This window comes from Streptomyces sp. R28, from assembly GCF_041052385.1.
In the GTDB taxonomy this organism is placed as follows: domain Bacteria; phylum Actinomycetota; class Actinomycetes; order Streptomycetales; family Streptomycetaceae; genus Streptomyces.
This window is the reverse complement of record NZ_CP163439.1, coordinates 4,234,632-4,258,687: the sequence shown is the minus strand read 5'-3', so window position 1 is coordinate 4,258,687 and position 24,056 is coordinate 4,234,632. Positions and strand designations below refer to the sequence as shown.

Below are 24,056 nucleotides of genomic sequence, written 5' to 3'. Positions count from 1 at the left end.
CGGGGCCTTTCAGAGTTCCTGGAGCATGTGGGCGATGAAGTCCCGGGATTCGGCCGGGCTCAAGGCTGAGCCTGCCACCTTGTCGTACCGCTTGCGGTATTGCTTGAGCAGCGGCTCGGCATCGAAGAAGACGCTGCCGTGACCGGTTTCGGCCTGCACGGTGTCCAGCTGGGGAGCGGTGCCGTGCAGGTAGAGCATCGAGTGACCGGCTCCGGCGAAGTCCTCGGCTGTGAACGGCAGGACGCGCAGGGTTACATGTTCCAGCTCCGAGCGCTCAAGGATGCGCTCCAGCTGCGCGTGTGCTGTTCTGCGGCCGCCGACGCGAATGCGCAGGGCAGCCTCATGGATGATCGCTTCGTACGGCGTCGCTGGTGACTCTGTGATGACGTGCTGGCGGCGCAGGCGGAACGCCACGTACGCCTCCAGGTCTTGGGGCGTCAGCTCGGGGGACGCGTAATGGAACGCGGCTCGCATGTGCTCCTCGGTCTGCAACAGGCCGGGAACGTGCGCCATTTGAAAAGTCCGAATGCGTACGGCGTGATGCTCCAGCTCCGCCAGGTTGAGTCCGGCGGGGACCACGATGCCGCGGTACTTCTCCCACCAGCCTTTGCCCCGCTCCAGGGCCATAGCGACCAGCGCATCGATGTACGCGGAGTCATCACAGGCGCAGTGCCTGGCCAGGCGCCGGACGCGGTCCTCGCTGATGCCACCGCGGCCGGTCTCGACGTGGCTTTGACGCATGGGACTTGAGCTGAGCAGCGCGGCTGCCGCTCGCGCGGTGATGCCCGCGTGTTCGCGCATCTTGCGCAGCTCGGACCCCAAACGCTCCTGGCGATAAGTGGGGTTGCTCCTGAGCGGCATCTGCGTCGTCCCCCTGGTCTTCCTGCGTACGTCCGTGCCGAGCAAGCATGGCACGGGGCACACAGAGGTTGGCATTTTCCGGATATAGGTTGCTCAGGATATGGGTTGCCCCCTACCTTCGGTGATGCGGGCGGCACCCTCCGTTGCCAACGGCCTCCGCCCGCCTCGACTCACCTCTGCCCTCGGCGACTTGGAGCTGACCCCCCATGCCCGAATACAGCCTCCGCATCCCACCCCACGTCACTTCCCCCCGCATCGCCCGCGACTTCGTCACCTCCGTCCTGCACGCGCAGCGACTCGGCGGCATCGTGGACGACGCGGCGCTCTGTGTCTCGGAGCTGGTCACCAACTCGTGCGTCCACGCGTCCGGAACCGGTGCCGGACTCCTTCTCGTCACCAACCCGGTCGGCATGCGCGCGACGGTCTTCGACACGGACGTGACCCTGCCCGTCATGAAGGAGGGGTACGACGCCGAGAGCGGGCGTGGGCTGTGGATCCTCGACTCGCTCACCGAGGGCCGGTGGGGAGCGGAGCGGGGTGGGTGGCGGACGGGGCGCGGCGGGGGCGAGGGCGGGAAGGGGGTCTGGTTCGAACTTGGCGTGCCGGACCCCTCCCGGCCTGGACGATGACCGCTTGGCTGCGCTCCCGCACTTCCCGGAATCACCCTCGGGAAAAGAACTTGGCCCAGGCTGGGGCGCGCTTGAAGAATGACGGCCATGCGGATTCGACAGGCAGGGCCTGATGACGCATCAGCCGTCGCTGGTGTCCATGTGCGCTCCTGGCAGGCGGCGTTCGCCGGTCTCGTGCCACAGCCCTACCTCGATGCCATGGATCCGGTCCGCGAAGAGCCCGCATGGAAGACGCGCATCGCGGAGACGCGGTGGCCCTCGTCCGGAGTACTGGTGGCCGAGACCGAGGCGGGAATCGTCGGATTCACCAGTTTCGGCCCGTCACGGGAGGGCCCTGGCATCGCGGAGATCGGCACTCTCTATGCGCTGCCGGAGGTCTGGAGCACTGGGGTCGGCAGGCAATTGATGTCGGCCACGTCGGCGGCTCTGGGACGGGCCGACTACGCGCTCGCCACCTTGTGGGTGCTGGAAGACAATCAACGCGCCAGACGCTTCTACGAGGCCCAGGGCTGGCGCGCGGACGGTACTGCCGTGGAGGACACCACCGGCGGGGCCTCGCTCAACAAGTTGCGTTACCGCCACTCTCTTGGCTGACCCGCGTGCCAGCGCGCCTTGCAGCGCAGGCTCAACTCCGCGCCGCCCCCGGATGCATCCGCACCCACCCCTCCCAGGCCGAAGCAATCATGTCCCGCACATCATGCTTGGCCTTCCACCCCAGCTCGGTCGCGATGCGGTCGGCGGAGGCGATGACGCGGGCCGGGTCTCCGGGGCGGCGGGGGGTGACCGTCGGGGGGCGGTCGTAACCGGTGATGGCGTTGATCATGTCGATCATCTCGCGGACCGAAACGCCCTCGCCGCGGCCGATGTTGAGGGTGAGGGAGTGGCCGGGGGAGGACTGCAGCGCGCGGGCCGTGGCCACGTGGGCCTCGGCCAGGTCGACGACGTGGATGTAGTCGCGGATGCAGGTGCCGTCGGGGGTCGGGTAGTCGTCGCCGAAGATGCGTGGGGGCGCGTTCTCCGTGAGCTTCTCGAAGACCATGGGGACGAGGTTGAAGACGCCCACGTCGGCGAGGTCCGGGGCGGCCGCGCCGGCCACGTTGAAGTAGCGGAGCGATGCCGTCGACAGGCCCGTCGCACGGCCCGTCGCGCGGACCAGCCACTCGCCCGCCAGCTTGGTCTCGCCGTACGGCGACATCGGCACGCACGGCGTCTCCTCCGTCACCAGGTCGACGTCCGGCATGCCGTACACCGCGGCCGAGGAGGAGAAGACGAAGGACGGTACGTCCGCCGCCGTCACGGCCTCCAGGAGGACGCGCAGGCCCTCGACGTTCTCCCGGTAGTAGTGCAGGGGGAGGTCCACCGACTCGCCGACCTGCTTCTTCGCCGCCAGGTGGACCACGCCGGTCACGCCGTGGTCGGCCAGGGTGCGGGCGACGCGCTCGCCGTCCAGGGTCGAGCCGACGACCAGCGGGACGCCGTCGGGCACGCGGCCGGCGATGCCGGTGGACAGGTCGTCGTACACCACGGCTTGCTCGCCCGCCTCGGTCATCGCCCGGACGACGTGTGCTCCGATGTAACCGGCGCCGCCGGTGATCAGCCAGGTCATGTGCGGCAGAGTCCCCTCGTCAGTGGGCCTGTGGGCAGTGAGCTCGTGCTCGGCCGTGGTCGGTGTCAGTGACAGTGAAGCAGGCGGCGGAGTCTGCCGCCGATCACTGACATGACTCCCCGTAAACCCCCGGCCATGCGTAGTGCCAGCGCTCCGGAGTGGGTGGCATATGGCTGTACGAGTACTACGGCGTGACCCGCGCCGACCACGGCGCGACGGCGCAGTGGACCGGCGCCCGTGAGGGCGTGCGCCGTGACCTCGCGGTACGCGCCGCCTCGGAAGCACACGCGCAGCCGCATGTCCCACGTGCCCGCCCCCCGTCCACCCGGACTCCCGAACGCCGCCCAGTCGACCGTCGTCTCGGCCGACCAGACGCCGCCGTCGGCCGAGGGCGTCAGCGCCGCCGTCGTACGCGGAACCGTCGCGCGCCCCGTCTCCCGGCACCGCCACTCCACCTCCAGCGCCTCCGGCCCCGCCTGCGCCACCCGGCCGTACAGCTCGTGCAGGCGTAGCCGGAGGAGGGCGGTACGCGCGCGTGGGCGCAGTTCCGCGTCGACGGCGAGGGGGAGGAGGCGGACGGGGCGGGTCAGCAGCGGCTCCAGCTGGACCTCGGGCAAGGCGGCCGACCAGACAGGGATGCCGTCGGGGGTGTGGGTGTACGGCGGGAGGAGGCGGGCGGGGCGGGAGGCCAGGTCCCTGAGGCGGGGCAGGTCGCGGGGCTCGGGGGAGGCCAGGACGACGCGGCCGATGAGGCGGCCGGGTGCGGCGGGGTTGTGGGCCCAGTCGGACGCGTCGTACTCCGCGAGGTACGCCCGCGTGTGTGCCCACCACGCGCGCTGGTAGGGAGTGTCGTGCAACCCCAACTCGCGTGCGTACACCCGCAGATCGTGGTCGAGGAACTTGGCGCGCGCCTCCCGGGCGAGCTCCTTCTGCCCGGCGCCCAGCAGGATGTCGTACGCCAGCCGGCTCGCCTGCGTGCGCGCCTGCCAGTTGGTGATGCCGGCGCGGTCCAGGGAGATCGACAGCCGGTCGGCGGCACGGCGTACGTGCCAGACGTACACCCGGTCCGGGATGAGCGCGAGGCGCGGGCCGGCGGCGAGCACGCGCGCGGTGAAGACGAAGTCCTCGTAGAGGAAGCGGCCTTCGGGGAAGCGGATGCCGTGCTCGCGCAGGAAGTCGGTGCGGTAGAGCTTGTTGACGCAGAGCGTGTCGTGGACCAGGCGTGGGCGCTGTGCGGGGCGCTCGAACACGGCGTGCGCGGCGTAGAGGGGCGCCTGCCAGGGCACATCGCGCCGGCCGGGCAGCTCCCGCCCGCCGGGTAGCCCCCGCCGACCAGGCAGCTCCCGCCGCACACACAGACCGCCCGCCACCTCCGCGTCCGCCCCCGTCGCCGCCGCGAGCAGCGCGTCCACCGCGCCCGGCGGGAGTACGTCGTCACTGTCCAGGAACATCACGTACGGCGAGGTCACCCGGTCGAGTCCGGTGTTGCGCGGGCTGCCGCAGCCGCCGCTGTTGACCCGGCGCCGGACCACCTTCAGGCGCGGTTCGGTCGCGGCGAGACGGGCGAGCAGTTCCGCGCTCCCGTCCGTCGAGCAGTCGTCGACGGCGACGACCTCACGGACCACGGGCCCCTGCGCCAACGCCGAGCGGACGGCCGTCGTCACATGCGCGGCGTCGTCGTAGCCGATGACGACGATGCCGACCTGGGGGCCGTGCGTGCTGTGAGGAGCGTGAGGGGGCATGGGAGGCCACGATCCGGAATCGCAGGAATGAGGGGCAGTCGCTCGTGAAGCGGGACTTGGGCCCGTTGCGGAAGACGGCCGGAGTGTGAGACCGGTTCACTCACGGGCAGCGGCATTTCAGGGGTGCGCGGGCCGATCGTATGCCGGGTGAATGCCAAATTGGTGATGATACGCCGTCAATCGTCAGTAAGTGTCGGTTAATAGTACAAACTCGGTCCTGTGGTGAACGGCGAGCGGGAGCCGACGAGGAAGGGTGGCCGCGCCGGCGGTGCGGCCGCGGTCGTAGCCGTAGGGGTCCCCGTGCTCGTCATGTCCGGGCTCGGGCTGTGGGGGCTCGACCGGGGCGGCATGTGGCGGGACGAGGGGGTGACGTTCCAGGTCGCGCGGCGGTCGGTGCCGGAGATCTGGCGGCTGGTGCAGGGCGTGGATGCCGTGCACGGCCTGTACTACCTGCTCATGCACGCCGTCCTGGCCGTCCACCCCGGTGAGGTCGTCCTCCGGCTGCCGTCGGTGTGCGGGGCGGCCGCTGCGGCCGGGCTGATCGCGGCGCTCGGGGTGCGGTTGGCGCGGCCGAGGGTGGGGTTGTGGGCCGGGCTGTTGTACGCGGTGACGCCGATGGCCGGGCACTTCGCGCAGGAGGGGCGGTCGTACGCGCTGGTGACGGCGGGGGTCGCGGGGGCGACGCTGCTACTGGTGCGGCGGGTGTGGTGGGCGTACGGGGCGGTCCTCGGGGTCACTTGTCTGCTGCATGAGCTGGCCGTGCTGGTGGTGTGCGCGCACGCGGTGACCCTCGGAGTGGGACGGGTGTCGTGGCGGGCGTGGTTCGGGTGGGGGCGTGCGGTGGCCGGCGCCGGGGTCGCCCTGCTGCCGTTGGCGGTCGTGTCACGGGCGCAGGCCGGGCAGGTGGCGTGGTTGCCGGTGCCGGGGTGGGGGAGCGCGGAACGGTTGCTGCGGGGGTTTGTCGCCGGGCCGACGGGAGTGGTGTTCGGGGCGTGCGTCCTGCTGATGGTGGCGGGGCTGGGGGTGGGGCGGGTTGCCGCGGTCGCGTTGCCGTTGCTGGTGGTGCCGCCCGGGCTCCTTCTCGCCGTGTCGCAGGTTCGGCCGATGTACGACGACCGGTATGTGCTGTACGGGCTGGCGGGGGCGCCGTTGCTGGTGGCGGCGGGGGCTGATCGGATGGTCGGTCTCGTACGTCGCGAGTCCCTGGACGGAGACCGGCCGGCACCCAGTCCCGCCCGGCACCCACACTTCCCCCTGACGCCCGTGGCCGGCGTCATCGCCATCGCCCTCGCCTTCCTCCACCACCTCCCCCTCCACCGCCAGGACCGCTCTCCGGCCCACCGCCCCGACAACCTCGCCGTCACCTCGGCGTTCGCCGCCCGGCACCTGCGCCCCGGCGACCCGGTGCTGTACCTGCCGTCCATCGGGCGGCGTTCGGCGATGGCGTATCCGAAGGGGTTCCGGCGGGCCTGGGACATCGCGTTGCGGCAGTCCGGGCCGAGGTCGGGGACGTTGTACGGCCGTGAGGTCGGGGCCGAGGAGCTGCGGCGCAGGCTCGACTCGGTCGACCGGCTCTGGGTCGTCGCCGAGCCGTACGCGCTGAACTCGCCCTGGTATCCGCGCAACCCCACCGAGCGCGCCAAGCTCGACGTCGTGGGCGAGGAGTTCCGGCCCCACCCTGCCCGGCAGCCCGACGGCCCGCTACGCCTCTACATCCGCCGCGCGACCAGCCCGGGCATACACCCCGCCCCGCCTACGCACCCCGCCCCGACGTCGTTGCCCCCGCGTTCTCTGCCGCAGTCTCCTCGACCGCAGCCTCCTCCACCGCCGCCGCATCCAACGCCTCCGTGAGCTGATCCAGCCGTGCCCGCAGCTCGCGGATCTCGTCCACGTCGAAGCCCGTCGCCGTGGCGATCCGGCGCGGCACCTGCAGGGCCCGCTCGCGCAGCGCGGCCCCCTCCTCCGTCAGCCGCACCTCCACCGAGCGCTCGTCGCGGGCGCTGCGCTCCCGGCGTACCAGACCGGCCGCCTCCAGTCGCTTGAGCAGCGGCGACAGCGTGCCGGAGTCGAGGCGCAGGTGTTCGCCGAGCTTCTTCACGGGCAGGTCGCCGTGCTCCCACAGCACCAGCATCACCAGGTACTGCGGATACGTGAGCCCCAGGTCCTTCAGCACCACGCGGTAGACGCCGCCGAAGGCGCGCGACGCGGCGTTCAGGGAGAAGCAGATCTGCTGGTCGAGGCGGAGCCAGTCGGCCGTGGGCGTGGTCGTCATGCTTCCAGGGTAACTCGTGCCCGTCATTTAGTTGTGTGCAATTGAATTGTGTGCTCTACTTGTGGTCGTACGGCGGCCGCCAACGGGGCCGCCGGAACATGACCCGATCGAGAGGGATGGTTTTCCATGGACGCGCTCTACACCGCTGTCGCCACCGCCACTCACGGCCGCGAGGGCCGCGCCGTCAGCAACGACGGCAAGATCGACCTCGCGCTGGCCATGCCGGTGGAACTGGGCGGCAACGGCCAGGGCACCAACCCGGAGCAGCTGTTCGCCGCCGGTTACGCCGCCTGCTTCGGCAGCGCCCTCGGCCTCGTCGGCCGCGCGGCCAAGGTCGACGTCTCCGACGCCGCCGTCACCGCCGAGGTCGGCATAGGCAAGCAGGGCGAGGCCTTCGGTCTGAAGGTGACCCTGCGCGTGGAGCTGCCCGACACCCTGGACGAGGCGACCGGCCGCAAGCTGGTCGAGCAGGCCCACCAGGTCTGCCCCTACTCCAACGCCACCCGCGGCAACATCGACGTCGACCTCGTCATCGAGTAACCACCGCGGAGCAGCCCCACCCCGAACCGGACCGTCACCCGATCCGCGCCAGCACCTCCCCCGTCCCCCGACTCCACGCCACCACCACCGCCTCCTCCGGCACCGTCTTCCATCGCGTCAGCAGCAGCCAGTGCGCGTGGTACCGCCGGGCGATGGCCGTGCGCTCGGCGCGGGTCGAGGTGTCGGAGAGGTAGGCGCGGACATCGGCGAGCCGGCGCTCCCGTTCCCGCTCGTCCAGGGCGGGGTCGGGCCAGATCGGGGCGGCCAGGTTCGGGCCGTAGCCGGGGATGGAGCGCGGGGCGAAGTGCCCGTCGGAGATCACCACCTCGCCCTTGCCGACGTGCCGTGCCACCCAGGCGTACGACGGCCAGTGCGACGGCTGCTCGAGGCCGATCGGATCCAGTGCCCGCGGCACCACCGCCCCGCCCTGCACGGTGAGGAACCCGACGCAGGCCCCGACGGCCGTCGCCCCGCCCAGCACCCGGCGCGCCCTGCCCCACGGCCGGGGCGCCGCCAGCTCCACCGCGAGCGCGAACTGCGGCGGCACCAGGGTGAGCCCGAGGATCCTGCCGTAGGTGTAGCGGCCGCTGACCCAGCCGTACGCCACGAACAGGCAGTCGAGGGTGAACAGCAGCACCAGCGGATCCCGCCAGGAACCCCGCCGCCACCGCAGCCACAGCGCCGGCAGCCCCAGGAGCGCCAGCCAGAACTGCCCGCCGAGATGCTCGTAGAGCCGCCGGTGCATCCAGTCCACGCTCTCGTCCCCGGCCAGCGCGAACACGTCGAAGTACGGCCAGCACCCGGCGACCAGCGCCGCCACACCCGCCGTCACCCCCCACCGCACGGCCACGGCGGCCATCCCCCGCTGCCACCCGGCGACGAACGCCACCGCCCCCAGCACCGCCGCCGCCGCGGTGATCGGATGGATCAGCAGGATCAGCCCGTACAGCGCGCCGATCCCCGCGTACCCGGCGAACCCCGGCAGCCCGCTCGGCCCGACGTACCGGACGAGCCCCGGGGCGGACGGCGGTGCGCCCGCTCCCTCCCCGCCCGCTCCCTCCCCGCGCGCCCGCACCCCCGTGAGCGACCACGTCCAGAACGTGAGCCCGATGGCGAAGGCCGACGGATAGCCGAGGTTCCCCGTCATCGACATCAGGCTCAGATAGCCACTCCACCAGGCCCGCTCCGTCCCCCACAGCAGCGTCATCGCCCCCAGCGCGAGCACCGGCGCCCACGGTCTCGGCGTCAGCACCCGCACGAAGCGGCCGATGCCGGTCAGCAGCACCAGCAGGTTCAGCGGGCCGGCCAGCCGCACCACCTCCCAGCCGCCCAGCCCGGTCAGCCGGGCGAACGCGCCCTGCGCGGCCGTGTACGGCGAGTAGTACGGGCTGCCCGCGCCCGGCAGGTCCGCCATCGGATGACGCGGGTGCAGCAGGTTCGCCTTGAGGCGTTCGACGACCGCCGCGTGCTGGCCCGCGTCGCAGCACAGCGGCACGGCCCAGTACGCCAGCGACATCGCCAGGAAGAACGCGAAGCCGAAGACCTGGTACGGCGTCGGACGCCAACTGCGGCCGCCGCGCAGGGCACTCGCGCCGCGCACGGTCCTCCGGACGAGGACACCTACAGCGCCCGCAGTGCTGGTCGTTGAGGTTGTGTGGGTTTGAGGCATTTGCCGTATGTTCCCGATCGGGCCGGTCGGGTCAACGGCTTTACCTCACATCACCTCATCGAGTGAGCCCTCGCGTCTGCCGGAGCCGGCACCCGCTGCACCCCGCTCGGACGCTCCGGCATCGACTCACCCAGCATCAACGTCCGTACGACCCGCTCCGCGGCCAACCCGTCGTCGAACTCGCAGAACCGCTCCCGGAACCCCGCCCGCAACCGCGCCGACTCCCCGTCCTGCCACGTCCCGGACGCGAACAGCCACGCCAACTCCCGGTAGGAGCGGGACACATGACCCGGCGCGTCGGACGTGATGTCGAAGTAGGCGCCCCTGCTCGCCGCGTACGCCCCCCAGTCGTCGGCGTGGACCACGATCGGCCGGTCCAGGTTGGCGTAGTCGAACATCAGGGCCGAGTAGTCGGTGACCAGCACATCGGCGGCGAGCAGCACGTCCTCGACCTGCGGCACGTCCGTCGCGTCGATCAGCACGCCCCGCCGGTGCAGATCGGCCAGGCCCATCCCGCGCGCCGTGCCCTGCGCCAGCGACGGATGCAGCCGTACGACGAGCGTGTGGCCCGCGCCGAGGTCCGCGGCGAACCGGGCGAGATCGATCCGGTCGACATGGCCGCCCCGGCGGTACTCACGACGGGTCGGCGCGTACAGCACGACGGTGTCACCGGCGGGGACACCGAGCCGCGCACGGGCGGCCTCAGTGGCGTCCGGACCGGCGGTGACCAGCACGTCATTGCGCGGACTCCCCGTCCGCAGCGACGCGAAGTGACACGGATACGCCCGCTCCCACACCAGCTCCGAGTGCCGGTTGGCCACCAGGCTGTAGTCCCAGCGGTCGGCCCGCCACAGCATCTTCGGCACGTCGAAGCCGTGCCGGGCGCCGGGCTTGGCCAGCAGGTCGGCCGCCATGTACTTGAGCGGGGTGCCCTGATGGGTCTGGATGTGGACGCTGCCGGGGCGCTTGGCCAGGCTGCCGGGCCAGTTGACGTTGTTCACCCAGTACGTGGCCCGCGCCATGACCTCGTGGTAGCGCCGCGAGCCCGGCGTCACGAAGTCGGTGGCGGGAGGGAGCGAGTCGACCGCGTCCTCCTGGACGACCCACACACCCCTGATGTGCGGGGCGATCTCCCGGGCCTTGGCGTGGATCGCCGCCGGATCGCCCAGCACCCCGCGATGCGAGAACGCCGAGTAGACGGCCAGGTGCGGATCGAGCGGCAGCTTCGACTGGGCCGCGTACCAGACCCGTTGGGCCCGCTGCGCCGCCACCCGCGCCACGCGCCGCTTGCCGGCCCCCGCCACCCTGCGCACCTCGTGCAGGGAGCTCGCCACGGCGTACGACGCGTAGGGCGCCGTCGCCAGCAGCCGCATCTCCTTGCCGCGCCGGCCGTCGGGAGGGGTGAAGCCCGCCGGGACGTGGCGGGCGTGGAAGGAGCGGATCTCACGGTAGAAGTCCGGCCGGTCCGCGGGCCTCACCCGGTCCTCGCGGGCGAGCACGAACAGCATGTGGTCCAGGGCCCGCTCGAACAGCAGCGGACGTGCCCACGCCAGGTCCGGGCACCCTTCGAGGAACGCGAACAGGCCCTCGTACTGCGGGAAGATGTCGAAATGCCGCCGCCCCGGAGTCTTGGTGATCGCCCCCTGCCTGCGCTGTCGGTACTCGACCCCGATCCGCTCCAGGCAGGCGATGCGGTCGGCCAGCACCATCGAGCGGTAGGTGACGGGCGCGTCCTCGTACAGGCCCGGCGCGTAGCGCAGCTCGTGCTTGAGGAAGAAGTCCCGCCGGTACGCCTTGTTCCAGGCGACCAGGAACAGATGCAGGTACTCCGGGCTCTCGCGGACGCTGAAGGTGTCCGTGCCGGCCGCGGCCAGCAGGTCCGCCGCCGTGCTCCGGCCGCCGCGCCCCCACCAGTGGGTGCGCACGTGGTCGAAGACCAGGATGTCCGGGTCGTCGGCCGTCTCCAGACGCGCGGCGACGGCGGCCAGCAGGCCCGGCGTGTAGTGGTCGTCGCTGTCGAGGAACAGGACGTAGTCGCCGCTCGCCTGCTCCAGACCGGCGTTGCGGGCCCGGCCGAGGCCGACGTTCTCCGGCAGGTGCAGCACGCGCACGCGTGCGTCGCGCTCGGCGTAGGCGTCCAGGATGGCGGGGCAGCCGTCGGGGGAGCGGTCGTCGACGGCGATCACCTCGAAGTCGGTGTACGACTGCCCGAGCACCGAGTCGAGACACTCCCGCAGAAAGCCCTGCACCTTGAAGACGGGGACGATGATGCTGAAGCGGGGCACGTCAGTTCCTCACGAGGGTCGTCGCGGCGGGGGCGGGGATGCGCTCGGCGAGGGGGATCACTGGCGGGATCGCCTCGGGCGGCTCACCGAGCAGCACCCGGCGTACGACGCGCTCGGCGGCGTGCCCGTCGTCGAACTGGCAGAACCGCTCCCGGAACGCGGCACGCAGGTCCCTGGCCTCCTCGTCCGCCCACGAGCCGTCACGGAAGACGGCCGCCAGCTCCCCCGGCGTACGCGCCACCCGGCCCGGCGGGGCCTCCATCAGGTCGAAGTAGACGCCCCGCAGCTCCCGGTAGACGTCCCAGTCGTCCGCGTACACGACGATCGGGCGGTCCAGGTTGGCGTAGTCGAACATGATCGAGGAGTAGTCGGTGATCAGCGCGTCGGCGGCCAGGCAGACGTCCTCGGACGAGCGGTGCCCCGTGACGTCGATGATCCGGCCGGTGCCGCGCGCGCCGCCCCGGTCGTAGAAGTAGTGGGCGCGCAGCAGCACGACGTACTCGTCGCCGATCTCCTCGCACAGCGCCTGGAGGTCGAGGCTCGACTCGAAGCCGGTGGTGTGGTCGCGGTGCGTGGGCGCGTACAGCAGGGCCTTCTTGCCCTCGGGGACGCCGAGTTCGCGGCGGATGCGGGCGACGTCGGCGGCGGTCGACGTGTAGTAGGCGTCGTTGCGCGGATAGCCGTACTCGAGGGTCTCGTGCGCGGCGGGGAAGGCGCTCTCCCACATCTGAGTGGAGTGCCGGTTGGAGGTGAGGTTGTAGTCCCAGCGGTCCACGCGGGCCAGCAGCTTGGCGAAGCTGCCGGTCGCGGCCGCCACCACGGGGTACGTCGCCTGGTCGGCACCCATCTTCTTCAGCGGGGTGCCGTGCTGGGTCGACAGATGCACGCTGCCCTCGCGCTTGACCACGGCGTCCGCGAAGTTGGCGTTGTTGACCAGGTACTTGGCGCGGGCCAGCACGTCCCAGTACTTACGGCTGCCGATGACGGCGTACTCCACGTCCTTCGGCACGGTGTGCGCCTGGTCCTCCTCGACCACGAACACCGCACGGAGGTGGGGGGCGAGTTCGCGTGCCTTGGCGTGGATCGCGGCCGGATTGCAGACATAACCGCGCCCCCAGTAAGCGCAGTACACGGCGAGGTTCTGATCCAGCGGCCGCCGCAGCTGGAGCCGGTACCGCAGCCGCGTGCGCAGCCCGCGCGGACGCGGCACGCCCGAAGCCGCCCGCGCCGCCACCTGGTTGGCCCGGCGCAGCGCCCGGAACGCCGCATACGCCCCGCTCGCCAGCAGCCGGTGCTGCACACCGAGACTGCCGCCCGGCGTCCGGAACCCGGCGGGGCGGTACCGCCGGTAGAGCCTGCTCGCCCGCCGGAAGAAGGCACGGCGCCCGCGCGGCAGCCGTCGCGGATGGGCGGCCGTCTTCAGTACGGCGGCGAAGAGCTGCTCGAACAGCGCCGCGCGCCGCTCCTCGGACAGCCCCTCCTCGGCCGCCCGCGCCAGCACCAGCTCGGCCTGGTCCAGCAGCTCGAAGTGGTGCTCCCCCGGCAGGCCCAGCCGGTTGCCCTGCCGGCGCAGCAGATGCCGTACGACGACCTGGCGCAGCACCGCCATGCGCTCCGCCCCCAGCACGACCAGCCCGCCGAAGCCGACATCGGTGAAGTGGCCGTCGGGAAAGGCGAGGTGGTGCTCGGCGAGGAAGGTCCGCCGGTATGCCGCACTCCACGCCGGGAGCTGGACCCCCGTCAGCTCGACGGCCTCCTCGGGCGAGAAGACCCCGCCCGGCGTCCGCGCCAGCACGAGCGCGGCCGGATTGGTCGGCTCACCCACCCACCACGGGGTCCGCTCGTGCTCGAAGTGCAGGACATCCACGTCACCGGTCTCGCCCAGCCGGGCGTCCAGCGCCGTCAGAGCCCCCGGCACCAGCACGTCGTCGCCGTCCAGGAACACCACCCAGTCACCGATCGCCGCCCGCAGCCCGGCATTGCGCGCCCCGGCCAGCCCGGCCGCCGGCGGCGAGTTCACGGGCGCCACCCGGCAGTCCCGCTCGGCGTACCCGGCGGCGACATGCGCCGCCGGGGAGTCGGGGGCGTCGCAGACCGGGATCAGCTCGAAGTCGCCGAAGGGCTGGGCGAGGACCGAGTCCAGCGCCTGGGACAGCCGGCCCGCGACCCCATGGGACGGAACGATGATGCTGAAGCGGGGCATACTGCTCTTTCTGTCGATGTGCTGGCGGCCGGGTTCTTCAGGAGGCTGCGTCGGCCTCAGTCGACTTGAGGGGGGCGGGCGGTGTCGGCTGCGGTTCGGCAGCGCCCTGAAGGGGCGCGGGGAACTGCGCGACCAGCCACGATGGCGCCGCAGACGATCGACGGCCCATCGCGGCACTCCCAGCGGAGCGCTCCGCGGCCGGCGACGGTACGGGGTGGCGCTTGTCGAGGGGCACGACGGATGGTGGGCCGGTCTCGCCCAGCACGACATGGCGGACGACCCGCTCGGCGGCGCGTCCGTCGCCGTACGGGCAGAAACGCTCGCGGAACGCCGACCGCAGCTGGGCGGAGCGCGAGCCGCGCCAGTGGCCGGTGGCGAAGATGTCGATCAGCTCGTCCTCGCTGCGCGACACCGCGCCCGGCGGGAAGGAACGCAGGTCGAAGTAGGTGCCGCGGGCCGCCTCGTACGCCTCCCGGTCGTCGGCGTGGATCACGATCGGCCGGTCCAGGTCGGCGTAGTCGAACATGATCGACGAGTAGTCGGTGACCAGGGCGTCCGAGGCCAGGCACAGCGACTCGACGCTCGGGTGGTCGGTGACGTCGATGACCTGGCCCGCGGTGGGGGCGAGGGGGCCGCCGTGCCGGGGGTGCGCGCGGGCCAGGACGACGAAGCGGGGGCCCAGGCGGCGCAGGACGTGGTGCAGGTCGAGAGTGGTGCGCTGGGTGCGCCGGTAGTCGCGGTGGGTGGGGGCGTAGAGGATCGCGACCGCGCCCTCGGGGATGCCGAGCGACTCCCGGATCCGGGCCACGTCCGCCGAAGTCGCCTGCTGGAAGACGTCGCTGCGCGGGCTGCCGTATTCGAGGGTCGTGTAGTCGCCCGGGTAGACGCGCTCCCAGACCAGGGTGGAGTGGCGGTTGGCGGACAGGACGTAGTCCCACTTGTCGACGTCGCCGAGGAGTTCGTCGAAGTCCGTGTCCCCCGCGGCTGCCGGCCGTTCGCGCAGGTCCAGGCCCATGTGCTTGAGCGGGGTGCCCTGCCGGGTCTGCACCAGGACCTGGCCGCGGCGCTTGACCAGGCGGCGATCGAAGCCGGCGTTGTGGACCAGGTACTTGGAGCGGGCCAGGGCCGTCCAGTAGGCGGCCGTGTCGGGGCGCAGCCGACGGGTGTCGGCGGGGACGGAGTCGTGCTGCTCGGCCTCGGCGATCCAGGCCGTGCGGATGCCCGGGGCGTGCGTGCGGAAGGCCTGCTCCAGGGCGCCCGGGTGGCAGCCGTGGCCGCGCACGCCGTGGGCGGCGAAGACGGCGCGGTCGGCGCGCAGCGGGAGGCGCCGCTGGATGCGGTAGTGCAGGCGCAGGGCGGTGGAACGCAGGCCCTTCAGCAGACGGTTGGTGAGCTTGGCGGTGCGGCGGACCAGGGTGGCCGTCAGTTGCAGGGCGCGGTAGGTGCGGTGCAGGCCCAGGCGGACCAGGGCGTGGTGGACCCGGGCGCGCGGAGGGACGGGGGCGCCCGGGGAGCGGTAACGGCGGTAGTAGGTGCGGGCCGTGCGCAGGAACTGGGCGCGGCTGCGGCGCGGCAGGCGGTCGCGGCGGGCGAACACCACGACCAGGTGGTCGACCATCCGACGGAACAACAGCGGGCGCCAGCGGGCGAGTTCGGGGTTGCGGTCGACGTACGCGAAGACACGGTCGTACTGCTCGAAGATGTCGAAGTGCCGCGGGCTGACCGTGCCGAGGATGCCGCCCCGGCGCCGCTGCCGGTAGTGCACGCACACCCGGTCCAGGGTCGCGATCGACTCCGCCGTCATCAGGACCGGGTACGTCCAGGGCGTGTCCTCGTAGTAGCCGGACGGGAAGGCGAAGCCCTCCTGCTCGACGAACTCCCGCCGGTAGGCCTTGTTCCAGGCCACCATCAGCAGCCGCAGCAGCCCCGGGCGGTCCGCCAGCCGGAAGGGGGCCGGGCCCTGTTCGGTGAGCCGGGCCGCGGCCTGGTTGCGGACCGTCTCGCCGGTCCAGTAGGTGCGCGCGTAGTCGTAGACCAGGACGTCCGGGTCTCCGGTCTCCTTCAGCCGGTCGGCGATCGCCTGCAGGGCATCGGGAGTGAGGCTGTCGTCGCTGTCGAGGAAGATCAGGTAGTCGCCGGTGGCCTGAGCCATACCGGCGTTGCGGGCGGGCCCCAGCCCCCGGTTCTCGGCGAGGTGCACGGGACGCACACGCGCGTCGCGGGCCGCGAACTCGTCGATGATCGCGCCGGACGCATCCGGTGAGCAGTCGTCGACGGCGATCAGTTCGAGATCCGGGTACGACTGTGCGAGCACCGATTCCAGGCACTCGTGCAGGTACGCCTGAACCTTGTACGCGGGGACAATGACACTGAACCTGGGCAAGGGACATCCACTGGGTCGGCCGGGACGGTCGGCGCTTTCGCCGTAGCGCCTTGCCCGGGAACGGCCAATGGAGTGACTTGGTTACGGGACCTAAGGCATACGAGGGACCACGAGTGAACGGCAGGGGGCGGACCGATGACGGCCCGCCCCCTCAAGCATCGTGCGCTTGCGCCTACTTCACCGCGCCCGCCATCACACCGGACACGAACTGTCGCTGGAACGCGAAGAACACCACCAGCGGGATCACCATGGAGATGAACGCGCCGGGTGCCAGGACGTCGATGTTGTTGCCGAACTGGCGCACCTGCGTCTGCAGGGCGACCGTGATCGGCTGGCTCCCGGAGTCCGTGAAGATCAGCGCGACCAGCATGTCGTTCCACACCCACAGGAACTGGAAGATGCCGAGCGCGGCGATCGCCGGACCGCCGAGCGGCATCACGACGCGGAAGAACAGGCGCAGTTCACCGGCGCCGTCCAGGCGGGCCGCCTCCAGCAGCTCCCTCGGGATCTCCGCGAAGAAGTTCCTGAGCAGGAACACCGCGAACGGCAGCCCGAAGCCGACGTGGAAGAGGATCACGCCGATCAGGGACCCGAAGATGCCGATGTTGCCGAACAGTTCGGCGATCGGGATCAGCGCCACCTGCACCGGCACGACCAACAGGCCGACCACGCCCAGGAACCACCAGTCGCGGCCCGGGAACTCCATCCACGCGAACGCGTAGCCCGCGAGCGAGCCGATGACGACGACGAGTACCGTCGCCGGGACCGTGATCAGCACGGTGTTGAGGATCGAGTCGGTGATGTCGGGGTTGCTCAGCAGCTTGTCGTAGCTGTCGAAGGTGAGTTGGGAGGGCTTGCTGAAGACCTCCCACCAGCCGCTCGCGGTCATCTCCTCCGGCGGGCGGAGAGAGGACAGCAGCAGCCCGATCGTCGGGACCAGCCAGAACAGGCCCACGACGATCAGGAACACCCGCACCAGCCCGCCGCTGACGAAGGAGGCGAGCCGGCCGCCGAGGGACTGCTCGGCCTTGACGGCCGTGAGCGGCTCGGGCACCGCCTTGCCGATGCCGGCGTCCGCACTCATCGCCTGACCTCCCGCCTGAGCCGACGGACGTTGAACCACATCACGGGAATCACCAGGAGCAGCAGGAACACCGCGATGGCGCTGGCGATGCCCGGCTGGTCCTCGGAGAAGCCCTTGCGGTACAGCTCAAGGGCGAGGACGTTCGCGTCGTCCTGGGAGGAGCCCGGGGCGATGATGAAGACCAGGTCGAAGACCTTCAGGACGTTGATCATCAGGGTGACCGTGACGACCGCGAGGACGGGCGCCAGCAGCGGCACCGTGACCCTGCGGAAGACCTGCCACTCGTTGGCGCCGTCCACCCGGGCCGCCTCCAGCAGATCCCGGGGGATGCCCGCTAGCCCGGCCGCGATCAGCACCATCGCGAAACCGGCCCACATCCAGATGTACGACCCGATGATGGACGGCGTGACCAGGGACGGGCCGAGCCAGTCCACGCCGTTGTACGGCTCCCTGAAGTTGTCCGCCGGGAGCCGCAGCTGCGCCCCGTCGGCGGCGGCCGGCAGCGTGAACGTGCCGTCGTCGGCGGGCTCCGTGCTGGCCACGACCTTGCCGTCCTTGACGGCCTCGATCTTCATCCCGGCATAGCCCAGCTCGGCCGCGTCGACCCCGCCGAGCGTGCCGACGCCCTTGCCGCGCGTGAAGTCCTGCCAGGTGGTGCCGGTGACCTTGCCCGTCTCCGGCCGCGCCGGTACGGCCTTCTTGGCGTCGTCCGGCATCTGGTCGGGGGCGACGCCGACCAGGGGCAGGGTGACCGGGGTGCCGGCGCTGACGCCGGCCTTGGTGATGAAGCCGCCGCCCGGTGCCGCTTCGAGCGGCGACTCCCGCCCCGGGTGCGCCTTCGGGAACGCGGACGCCTGCGCGAAGGTGTCGTGGACACCCACCCACACCGCGTTGGCGACGCCCTTGTCCGGGTCCTGGTCGTAGACGAGCCGGAAGATGATGCCCGCCGCCAGCATCGAGATCGCCATCGGCATGAAGACGACCAGCTTGAACGCCGTGCCCCAGCGCACCCGTTCGGTCAGCACCGCGAAGATCAGACCGAGCGCGGTGGCCACCGTCGGGGCGAACACCACCCAGATGACGTTGTTCTTCAGGGCCGTGCGGATGCCGTCGTCGGTGAAGAGGGCTTCGTAGTTGTCGAACCCGGCGAAGCCGTCGCCGGACTGGTCGTAGAAGCTGCGGATGACCGAGTACCCGATCGGGTACACCACGAGCGCGCCGAGCAGCACCAGAGCGGGCAGCAGGAACAGCGCTGCCACCATCCTGCGGGTGCCGGTCACGCTCTTGCGCGACTTGGGTGCGGCAGGGGGCGCGGTGCCCCCTCCCCCTTCCGCGGACGCCATGGCGTCAGTTTCCGTACGCCGCGGCGGCGTCGGCTTCCAGCTTCGCTTGCGTGTCCGCGATGTCCGACGGGTTCTTCAGGAAGTCCTGCAGGGCCTTCCACTCGCCCTTGCCGGGTGTGCCGCCGAAGGCCTGCGGGGCCTGGTCGGACATGTCGAAGCGGAAGTCGTCGCCCGAGTCGATCAGGGCCCCCGCGATCTTCTGCTGCACGGCGTTCGGATACGCCGAGTTGTCCACGTTCTTGTTCGGCGAGAGGTAACCGCCCAGCTTCGCCTGGATGGTCGCCGCGTCCGGGGAGGCCAGGAAGGTGGCCAGGGCCTGCGCGGCCTTGGAGTCCTGCAGGATCACGGCCGCGTCACCGCCGGAGACCACGGGTGCGGTGTCACCCACGGCCGGGAACGGGAACACCTTCGCGTCCGTGCCGACCTTCGCCTTCGCCTGCACGATGTTGACCTGCGCGAAGTCGCCCTCGTAGACCATGGCGGCCTTCGGCTGGTCGCCGCCGGTGAAGGTCTGGGTGACCGACGCCGGGAAGTCCGTCTGCAGCGCGCCACTCGCGCCGCCCGCCACGTAGTCCTTCTTGCCCCAGACCTGGGCGAGCGTGGTCAGCGCGTTCTTCACGGACGCGTCGGTCCACTTGATCTCGTGCTTCGCCAACTGGTCGTACTTCTCGGGACCGGCCTGGGAGAGGTAGATGTTCTCGAACCAGTCGGTCAGGGTCCAGCCCTCGGCGCCGCCGACCGAGAACGGCGTGACGCCGGAGTCGTAGACGGTCTGGGCAGTGCTGAGAAGCTCGTCCCACGTCTTGGGCTCGGTGGCCCCCGCGTTCTCGAAGACCTGGGCGTTGTACCAGATCAGGGACTTGTTGGCGGCCTTGTAGTAGACGCCGTACTGCTTGTTGTCGACCTTGCCGATGTCCTGCCAGCCCTGCGAGTAGTTCGCCTGCAACTCCTTGACCGCGTCGGCGCCGAGGGGCTTGGCCCACTTCTTCTCCACGGCCTGCTTTATGGCGCCGGGCTGCGGAAGCATCGCGATGTCCGGCGGCTGGCCGCCCGCGACCTTCGAGCCGAGGAAGTTGATGATCGGGTCCTGGGCGGGCACGAAGGTCACCTTGGCGCCCGTGCGCTTCTCGAACTCCGCGAGGACCTTCTTGAAGTTCTCCTGCTCGGCACCGGTCCAGACGGCGGCGACTTCCAGGGATTCGCCGTTCAGCTTGGGAAGGGTGACGGTGCTGCCGGTCTCCTGGTCACTGCCGCTCTGTTCGTTGCCGCTGTCGTTGTCGTCGCCGCCTCCGCATGCGGTGAGCGAGAGCGCGAGGGCGCCCGCGAGTACGGCTGCCGCGGCCCTGGCGACCCTGTTTGTCCGGTTCCTGCTGCTCGTGCTGCGCATCACTGCCCCGTTCTTCGTGCCTCGTCGAACGTTCGAGCGCTGTCCCGTGCGATCTGGTCTACGCCCTGGGTTTGGGGGCGGCAAGACCGCGTCCGCTGTCAAGCCGGGGATCGTGACCCCGTCGTGACCAGGCTCGGCTCCGTCGAGGCCGGCGTCCCTGAGGGCTGCCGCCCCCAGACCCCCGCTATCGGCCTGAACGGCCTCGTCCTCAATCGCCGGACGGGCTGAAATCGCCGACCGGCGTCAAAGGAGCGACGGCACCTCGGTCGCCGAGACCTCTCGCGCCGCCCTCTCCAACGCACTGGCCAGCAACGCCAAATCCGTCGGTCCGTTGCCCAGCTCCCGGACCGGGCGCCGGGCCGGTGGGTCGCCCATGCGGTGCCACTCCAGCGGCACGACCGTGGGCCGCAGTGTCGCCGTCCGCGGGATACGCCCCGTGACCCGACCGCCCTGGAACGGCGCCACTCGCCCGTCCGCCCAGGCCAGCCGCCCCCGCCCCGGCGCCGGTTCGTCCGGCCCCGCGGCCACCGCGTCCAGCGTCACCCGCAAGGTCGCCAGCCGCGCCGGCTCCGACTCCGCCGTACGGCCCCCGATTCCCGCGGCGGCCACCAGGTGCACCCCGAGCCGCTGGCCCTCCCGCGCCACGGCCTCCAGCGCGCGTATCACCGAGCCCGCCGCAGGCCTGCCCGTCGACCCCAACGCGGGCGAGACCAACGCGTCCAGGTCGTCGACGACCACGACGAGCCGGGGCAACGGCGGCACCGCCTGGGCCTCGGCCTGCCGACGAGCCGCCCCCGGCCGCAGCCGGATCGTGGAGCTGGGCGGCGAGTCGAGATCCCCCGTGAGGTCACCGGCCCCGGTACCGACGCCGGCCCCGGCGCCGCCCCCCGCCGCGCGCTGCGCGACCATCCGGCCCGACAGCTCACGCCCCGTGTGCCACTCGGCGAAGTCGGACCGCCCGAGCAACTCCGCGCGCCGCTTCAGCTCGGCGCTCAGCGACTGGGCGAACTCCCGCATGCGCACGGGGTCGTTGGCGGTGAGGTGGGTGGTCACATGAGGTACGTCCGTACAGACCCGCAGGCCCTCGCCGTGCCCGCCGCCCGCGCCGACGCCGTCCCGGCCGTCGATCAGTACGACGCCCAGCCGGTCCGGCCGCTCGGCCGCCGCGAGCGACGCGACGACGGCCCGCAGCAGCTCCGTACGCCCGCTGCCGGGCGGTCCCTCGATCAGCAGGTGCGGTCCGTCGGCGCCGAGGTCCGCGCTGACCGGCCCGCGCGGCCCGGCCCCGAGCACGGCACACACCCGCCCGCCGAGGGCCTCCGCGTCATCGGCCGCGTCGGCCCAGCGTGCCATCAGCGACGCCGGGGTGGCCCGGGCCAGCCCCAACTCGTCCAGCAGCCGCGCCGCCTGAGGCAACGGCACGGACACCCGCGCGTGCCGCTCCCCGCCGCCGCCCTCCGGACGCAACGGCGCCAGAGCCCGCGCGAACCGCTCCGCCCAGGCAAGGGAAACGGCGTCCACGGCGGCTACGGTGCCGTGGCCGACGGGGCCGTGGCTGGGGGCGGGAGCGGGGGTGGGGGTGGTGTAGGCGGAGGCGGAGGAGGCAGTGGGGCTGGGGCCCGCGGCGCCGTGGCCGACTTGGCTGTGGCCGACGGGACCGTGACCGCCTGAGCTGTGTCCGACCGGGCCGTGTGCGCTTGAGCTGTGACCGACCGGACCGTGTGTGCCTGAGCCGTGGCCGGCCCGACCGTGATCCGCGGAGTCGCGGCCGCCGGTGCCCTGATGGGCGGCACCCGGCCGGGATGCGTCCGTCGCGCGCGGGCCGGGCTCCACCCCACTCCCGACGGCCCCGGCCCGGGCAACCCGCATCAGCCGCAGCGCCGTCGCCACATCACCGCTCAGCAGCGCGACCGCACCGCACTCCCGGAACACCGGCGACACCGTGCACGCCGCCTCGTAGGTCTCCGTCACCGGCGACGCGGGCGACGCCGAAGCCGTCTCGGCGAGGCACACGACATGGATCCCGGCCCGCGGCCCCTCCAGCGCCAGCCGCGCCACCGCCTCGCGGACGTCGGCGCCCCCGGGATCGCCGTCCACGACCACCACGGTGTGCGGCCCCGCGAAGCCGTCCGCTCCGTCGGCCGGGCCGTCGTCCCGTGCCCAGGAGGGCCGCCGGACGGCAGGTCCGTCCGGGGCGGCGGAGACAGCGCCGGTGGACCGCCCCTCGGCGGAGCTCCCCCCGGCGCCCGCGCCGCGGGTCTGCGGCGACAGGTCCTCCAGGCGCCGCAGCAGCTCCTCCGTGCGGGCCGTGGCCTGCTCGCGGTCGTAGGCAAGCAGGAGGCGGCAGTCCTGGGCGTGCCCGGGGCGGACATGCGGCAGCCAGCCGAGCCAGGCCCATTCGGCGGTGCGCTCCGCCAGCGGACGGGAGCGGTCCGCACTGATCAGCACCAGCTCCAGGGCGTCGGGCGAGTGCAGTGCGGCGAGCTGGGCGAGCACCGCGCGGGCCAGCCCGGCGAGGCGCTCGCGCGGACCGGCCAGCCCCAGCGCCCCGACCTCGCGCAGATCGGCGGTCACCGGCACCGCGGGCAGCAGTCCCGAACCGTCGGGCGCCGCCCGGTCGGCGGTGCCGAGCCGCACCGTGAGCGCCTCCGGGTGACCCGGCGTGCGCTCCCACAGGCGGGGCCCGGGACCCAGCGCCGTCAGCAGCAGGGACGCGGGGTCCGGCCAGGCCTCCGGCAGCCGGGGGCCCTTCGTCGCCGAGGGGAGCTCGGTCGCCTCGGGCAGCTCGTCATCGTCGTACGTCCCGCGCCGGGCCGTCGCCCCCTGCTCCCCGCGCCCGCCGGCCAGCCGCCGCGCCCACGCCGTGAGTCCGCCGCGCCTGCGCACGCCCTGCGGGACGTCGGTGCCCCTGAGCGGGGTGCCTTTGCGGCTGCTGCCGCCGTTCGCCGGGATGTCTTCGCGGTCGCCGTCGCCCGAAGCGCGGTCGGCGCCCGTACCGCCGTGACCTCCGCCGTGTCCCCAGGCGTCCCCGTCGAGCGCGTCCACCTCGAAGCCCGCGCCGTGCGTGTCGCCGCCGCGCGGTCCCGGAACCGCCCGCTCGGACCCGCCGTCGCTTTCGATCCGCGGTGCCCCGCCCTGCACCGGCACGAGGGGCGGCTCGACCGGACCGTGTTCCTGAGCGGCCGACCGGCCTCCCGAGGGCGCGGCCGTGTCGCCTCCGTCCGCCACACGCGCGTGAGACACCGCCGCGCCGGCCCGCGGAGGGCCGCCCGCCCCGACGCCCGACGCTGCCCGCCCGTCGTCCCGCGCCTCGGCGTCCCGTCCCGGGTCGCCCCCGGCAGGGACCCGTACCTGCCCCTCCCCGTCCGGCTCCGTCGCCACCCGCGCCCTGGGCCCCCCGGCCGGAGCAAGCCGCAGGGCCGACTCGCCGATCCGCAGCAGCGCCCCCGGCACGAACCGCACCGGGCGGGCGGTCACGCGGGTGCCGTCCAGCGTGGTGCCGTTCGTGGAGTCGAGGTCGGTGACCGAGACGTGGCCGTCGGCGGCGACCGTGACCGCGCAGTGCAGCCGGGAGACGTCCGGGTCGTCGAGCGGGACGTCCGCGTCGGCGGAGCGGCCGATGCGGATCTCGCCGCCGTGCAGCAGGTGGACCCCGCCGGCGTCGGGACCGGCCACGACATGGAGCTGGGTCGGGGCGTCGTCCAGCTCGGGATGGGGCTCGGGCGCCGCCGGGGCGCCCAGGGACAGCACGGCACCGTCTATCAGCGGGGGTTCGCCGAGTGTGCTGCGCCGGTCGTCGAGCCGCTCCGCGCCCGCGTACAGCACGACCGGGCCGTCGCCCCCGGACACCGCCGAGGCGAGCGCCGACGCCACCGCGGCCAGGGCGGTGCCCGCGGGCGCCGTGACCAGCACGTCGCAGCTCGCGGCGCGGCCTCGCACCGGGGCAGGAGGGGCCAGCGGGTCTACGACGGTCAGCCGGATCTGCATCGGCGTCAGCGGTCCCTTCTGCGAGGGCGCGGACCAGGGCCCGCCTGATGGATCTCCGTGGCGTC

General features: G+C 72.4%; 16 protein-coding genes. 4 read left to right on the top strand and 12 right to left on the bottom strand.

What is annotated here, in order from left to right:
* Positions 1-9: 9 nt before the first annotated feature.
* Positions 10-861, bottom strand: a complete 852-nt coding sequence (locus tag AB5J49_RS18765) for a DUF5753 domain-containing protein (protein ID WP_369169775.1) — start codon at positions 859-861, stop codon at positions 10-12.
* A 206-nt stretch (positions 862-1,067) separates the two neighbouring features.
* Here AB5J49_RS18765 and AB5J49_RS18760 point away from each other — a divergent pair, with 206 nt between their 5' ends.
* Positions 1,068-1,490 carry an ATP-binding protein gene (locus AB5J49_RS18760; protein WP_369169774.1) on the top strand — a complete coding sequence of 141 codons (423 nt, stop codon included), beginning with the start codon at positions 1,068-1,070 and terminating at the stop codon, positions 1,488-1,490.
* 87 nt (positions 1,491-1,577) lie between these two features.
* Positions 1,578-2,084: an N-acetyltransferase family protein gene (locus AB5J49_RS18755; RefSeq protein WP_369169773.1), complete on the top strand. Its 507-nt coding sequence runs from the start codon at positions 1,578-1,580 to the stop codon at positions 2,082-2,084.
* A gap of 31 nt (positions 2,085-2,115) precedes the next feature.
* Here the strand turns inward: AB5J49_RS18755 and galE are convergent, their stop codons facing one another.
* Complete coding sequence (galE, locus tag AB5J49_RS18750; RefSeq protein ID WP_369169772.1) at positions 2,116-3,096, bottom strand: UDP-glucose 4-epimerase GalE; 981 nt, start codon at positions 3,094-3,096, stop codon at positions 2,116-2,118.
* Positions 3,097-3,161: 65 nt separating this feature from the next.
* Entirely contained in the window at positions 3,162-4,838 is a 1,677-nt protein-coding gene (locus tag AB5J49_RS18745; protein ID WP_369169771.1) for a glycosyltransferase family 2 protein, read from the bottom strand.
* 219 nt (positions 4,839-5,057) lie between these two features.
* Here AB5J49_RS18745 and AB5J49_RS18740 point away from each other — a divergent pair, with 219 nt between their 5' ends.
* On the top strand, positions 5,058-6,689 hold the full coding sequence (locus AB5J49_RS18740; protein WP_369169770.1) for a hypothetical protein: 1,632 nt from the start codon (positions 5,058-5,060) through the stop codon (positions 6,687-6,689).
* Here AB5J49_RS18740 and AB5J49_RS18735 read toward each other — a convergent pair.
* Complete coding sequence (locus AB5J49_RS18735; RefSeq protein ID WP_369169769.1) at positions 6,592-7,110, bottom strand: MarR family winged helix-turn-helix transcriptional regulator; 519 nt, start codon at positions 7,108-7,110, stop codon at positions 6,592-6,594. The two genes, AB5J49_RS18740 and AB5J49_RS18735, sit on opposite strands and share 98 nt — an antisense overlap.
* A gap of 126 nt (positions 7,111-7,236) precedes the next feature.
* Here AB5J49_RS18735 and AB5J49_RS18730 point away from each other — a divergent pair, with 126 nt between their 5' ends.
* Entirely contained in the window at positions 7,237-7,650 is a 414-nt protein-coding gene (locus tag AB5J49_RS18730; protein WP_369169768.1) for an organic hydroperoxide resistance protein, read from the top strand.
* Between the two features lie 34 nt (positions 7,651-7,684).
* On the opposite strand, the gene AB5J49_RS18725 is transcribed toward AB5J49_RS18730, so the two are convergent.
* From AB5J49_RS18725 to AB5J49_RS18690, 8 genes are all read right to left on the bottom strand, one after another.
* Entirely contained in the window at positions 7,685-9,319 is a 1,635-nt protein-coding gene (locus AB5J49_RS18725) for a hypothetical protein (protein ID WP_369169767.1), read from the bottom strand.
* 50 nt (positions 9,320-9,369) lie between these two features.
* Entirely contained in the window at positions 9,370-11,604 is a 2,235-nt protein-coding gene (locus tag AB5J49_RS18720) for a CDP-glycerol glycerophosphotransferase family protein (protein ID WP_369169766.1), read from the bottom strand.
* A 1-nt stretch (position 11,605) separates the two neighbouring features.
* Positions 11,606-13,807 carry a CDP-glycerol glycerophosphotransferase family protein gene (locus AB5J49_RS18715; protein WP_369169765.1) on the bottom strand — a complete coding sequence of 734 codons (2,202 nt, stop codon included), beginning with the start codon at positions 13,805-13,807 and terminating at the stop codon, positions 11,606-11,608.
* Positions 13,808-13,844: 37 nt separating this feature from the next.
* Entirely contained in the window at positions 13,845-16,190 is a 2,346-nt protein-coding gene (locus tag AB5J49_RS18710) for a CDP-glycerol glycerophosphotransferase family protein (protein ID WP_369169764.1), read from the bottom strand.
* A 172-nt stretch (positions 16,191-16,362) separates the two neighbouring features.
* Positions 16,363-17,274, bottom strand: a complete 912-nt coding sequence (locus tag AB5J49_RS18705) for a carbohydrate ABC transporter permease (protein WP_369169763.1) — start codon at positions 17,272-17,274, stop codon at positions 16,363-16,365.
* Positions 17,271-18,554 (bottom strand): carbohydrate ABC transporter permease, encoded by a 1,284-nt coding sequence (locus AB5J49_RS18700; RefSeq protein ID WP_369175185.1) that lies wholly within the window; start codon positions 18,552-18,554, stop codon positions 17,271-17,273. The genes AB5J49_RS18705 and AB5J49_RS18700 overlap by 4 nt, the downstream gene beginning before the upstream one ends.
* 67 nt (positions 18,555-18,621) lie before the next feature.
* Positions 18,622-20,004, bottom strand: a complete 1,383-nt coding sequence (locus AB5J49_RS18695) for an ABC transporter substrate-binding protein (protein ID WP_369169762.1) — start codon at positions 20,002-20,004, stop codon at positions 18,622-18,624.
* A gap of 243 nt (positions 20,005-20,247) precedes the next feature.
* A complete protein-coding gene (locus AB5J49_RS18690) occupies positions 20,248-23,991 on the bottom strand; it encodes an FHA domain-containing protein (RefSeq protein ID WP_369169761.1) in 3,744 nt (1,247 codons plus the stop codon).
* Positions 23,992-24,056: the final 65 nt, after the last annotated feature.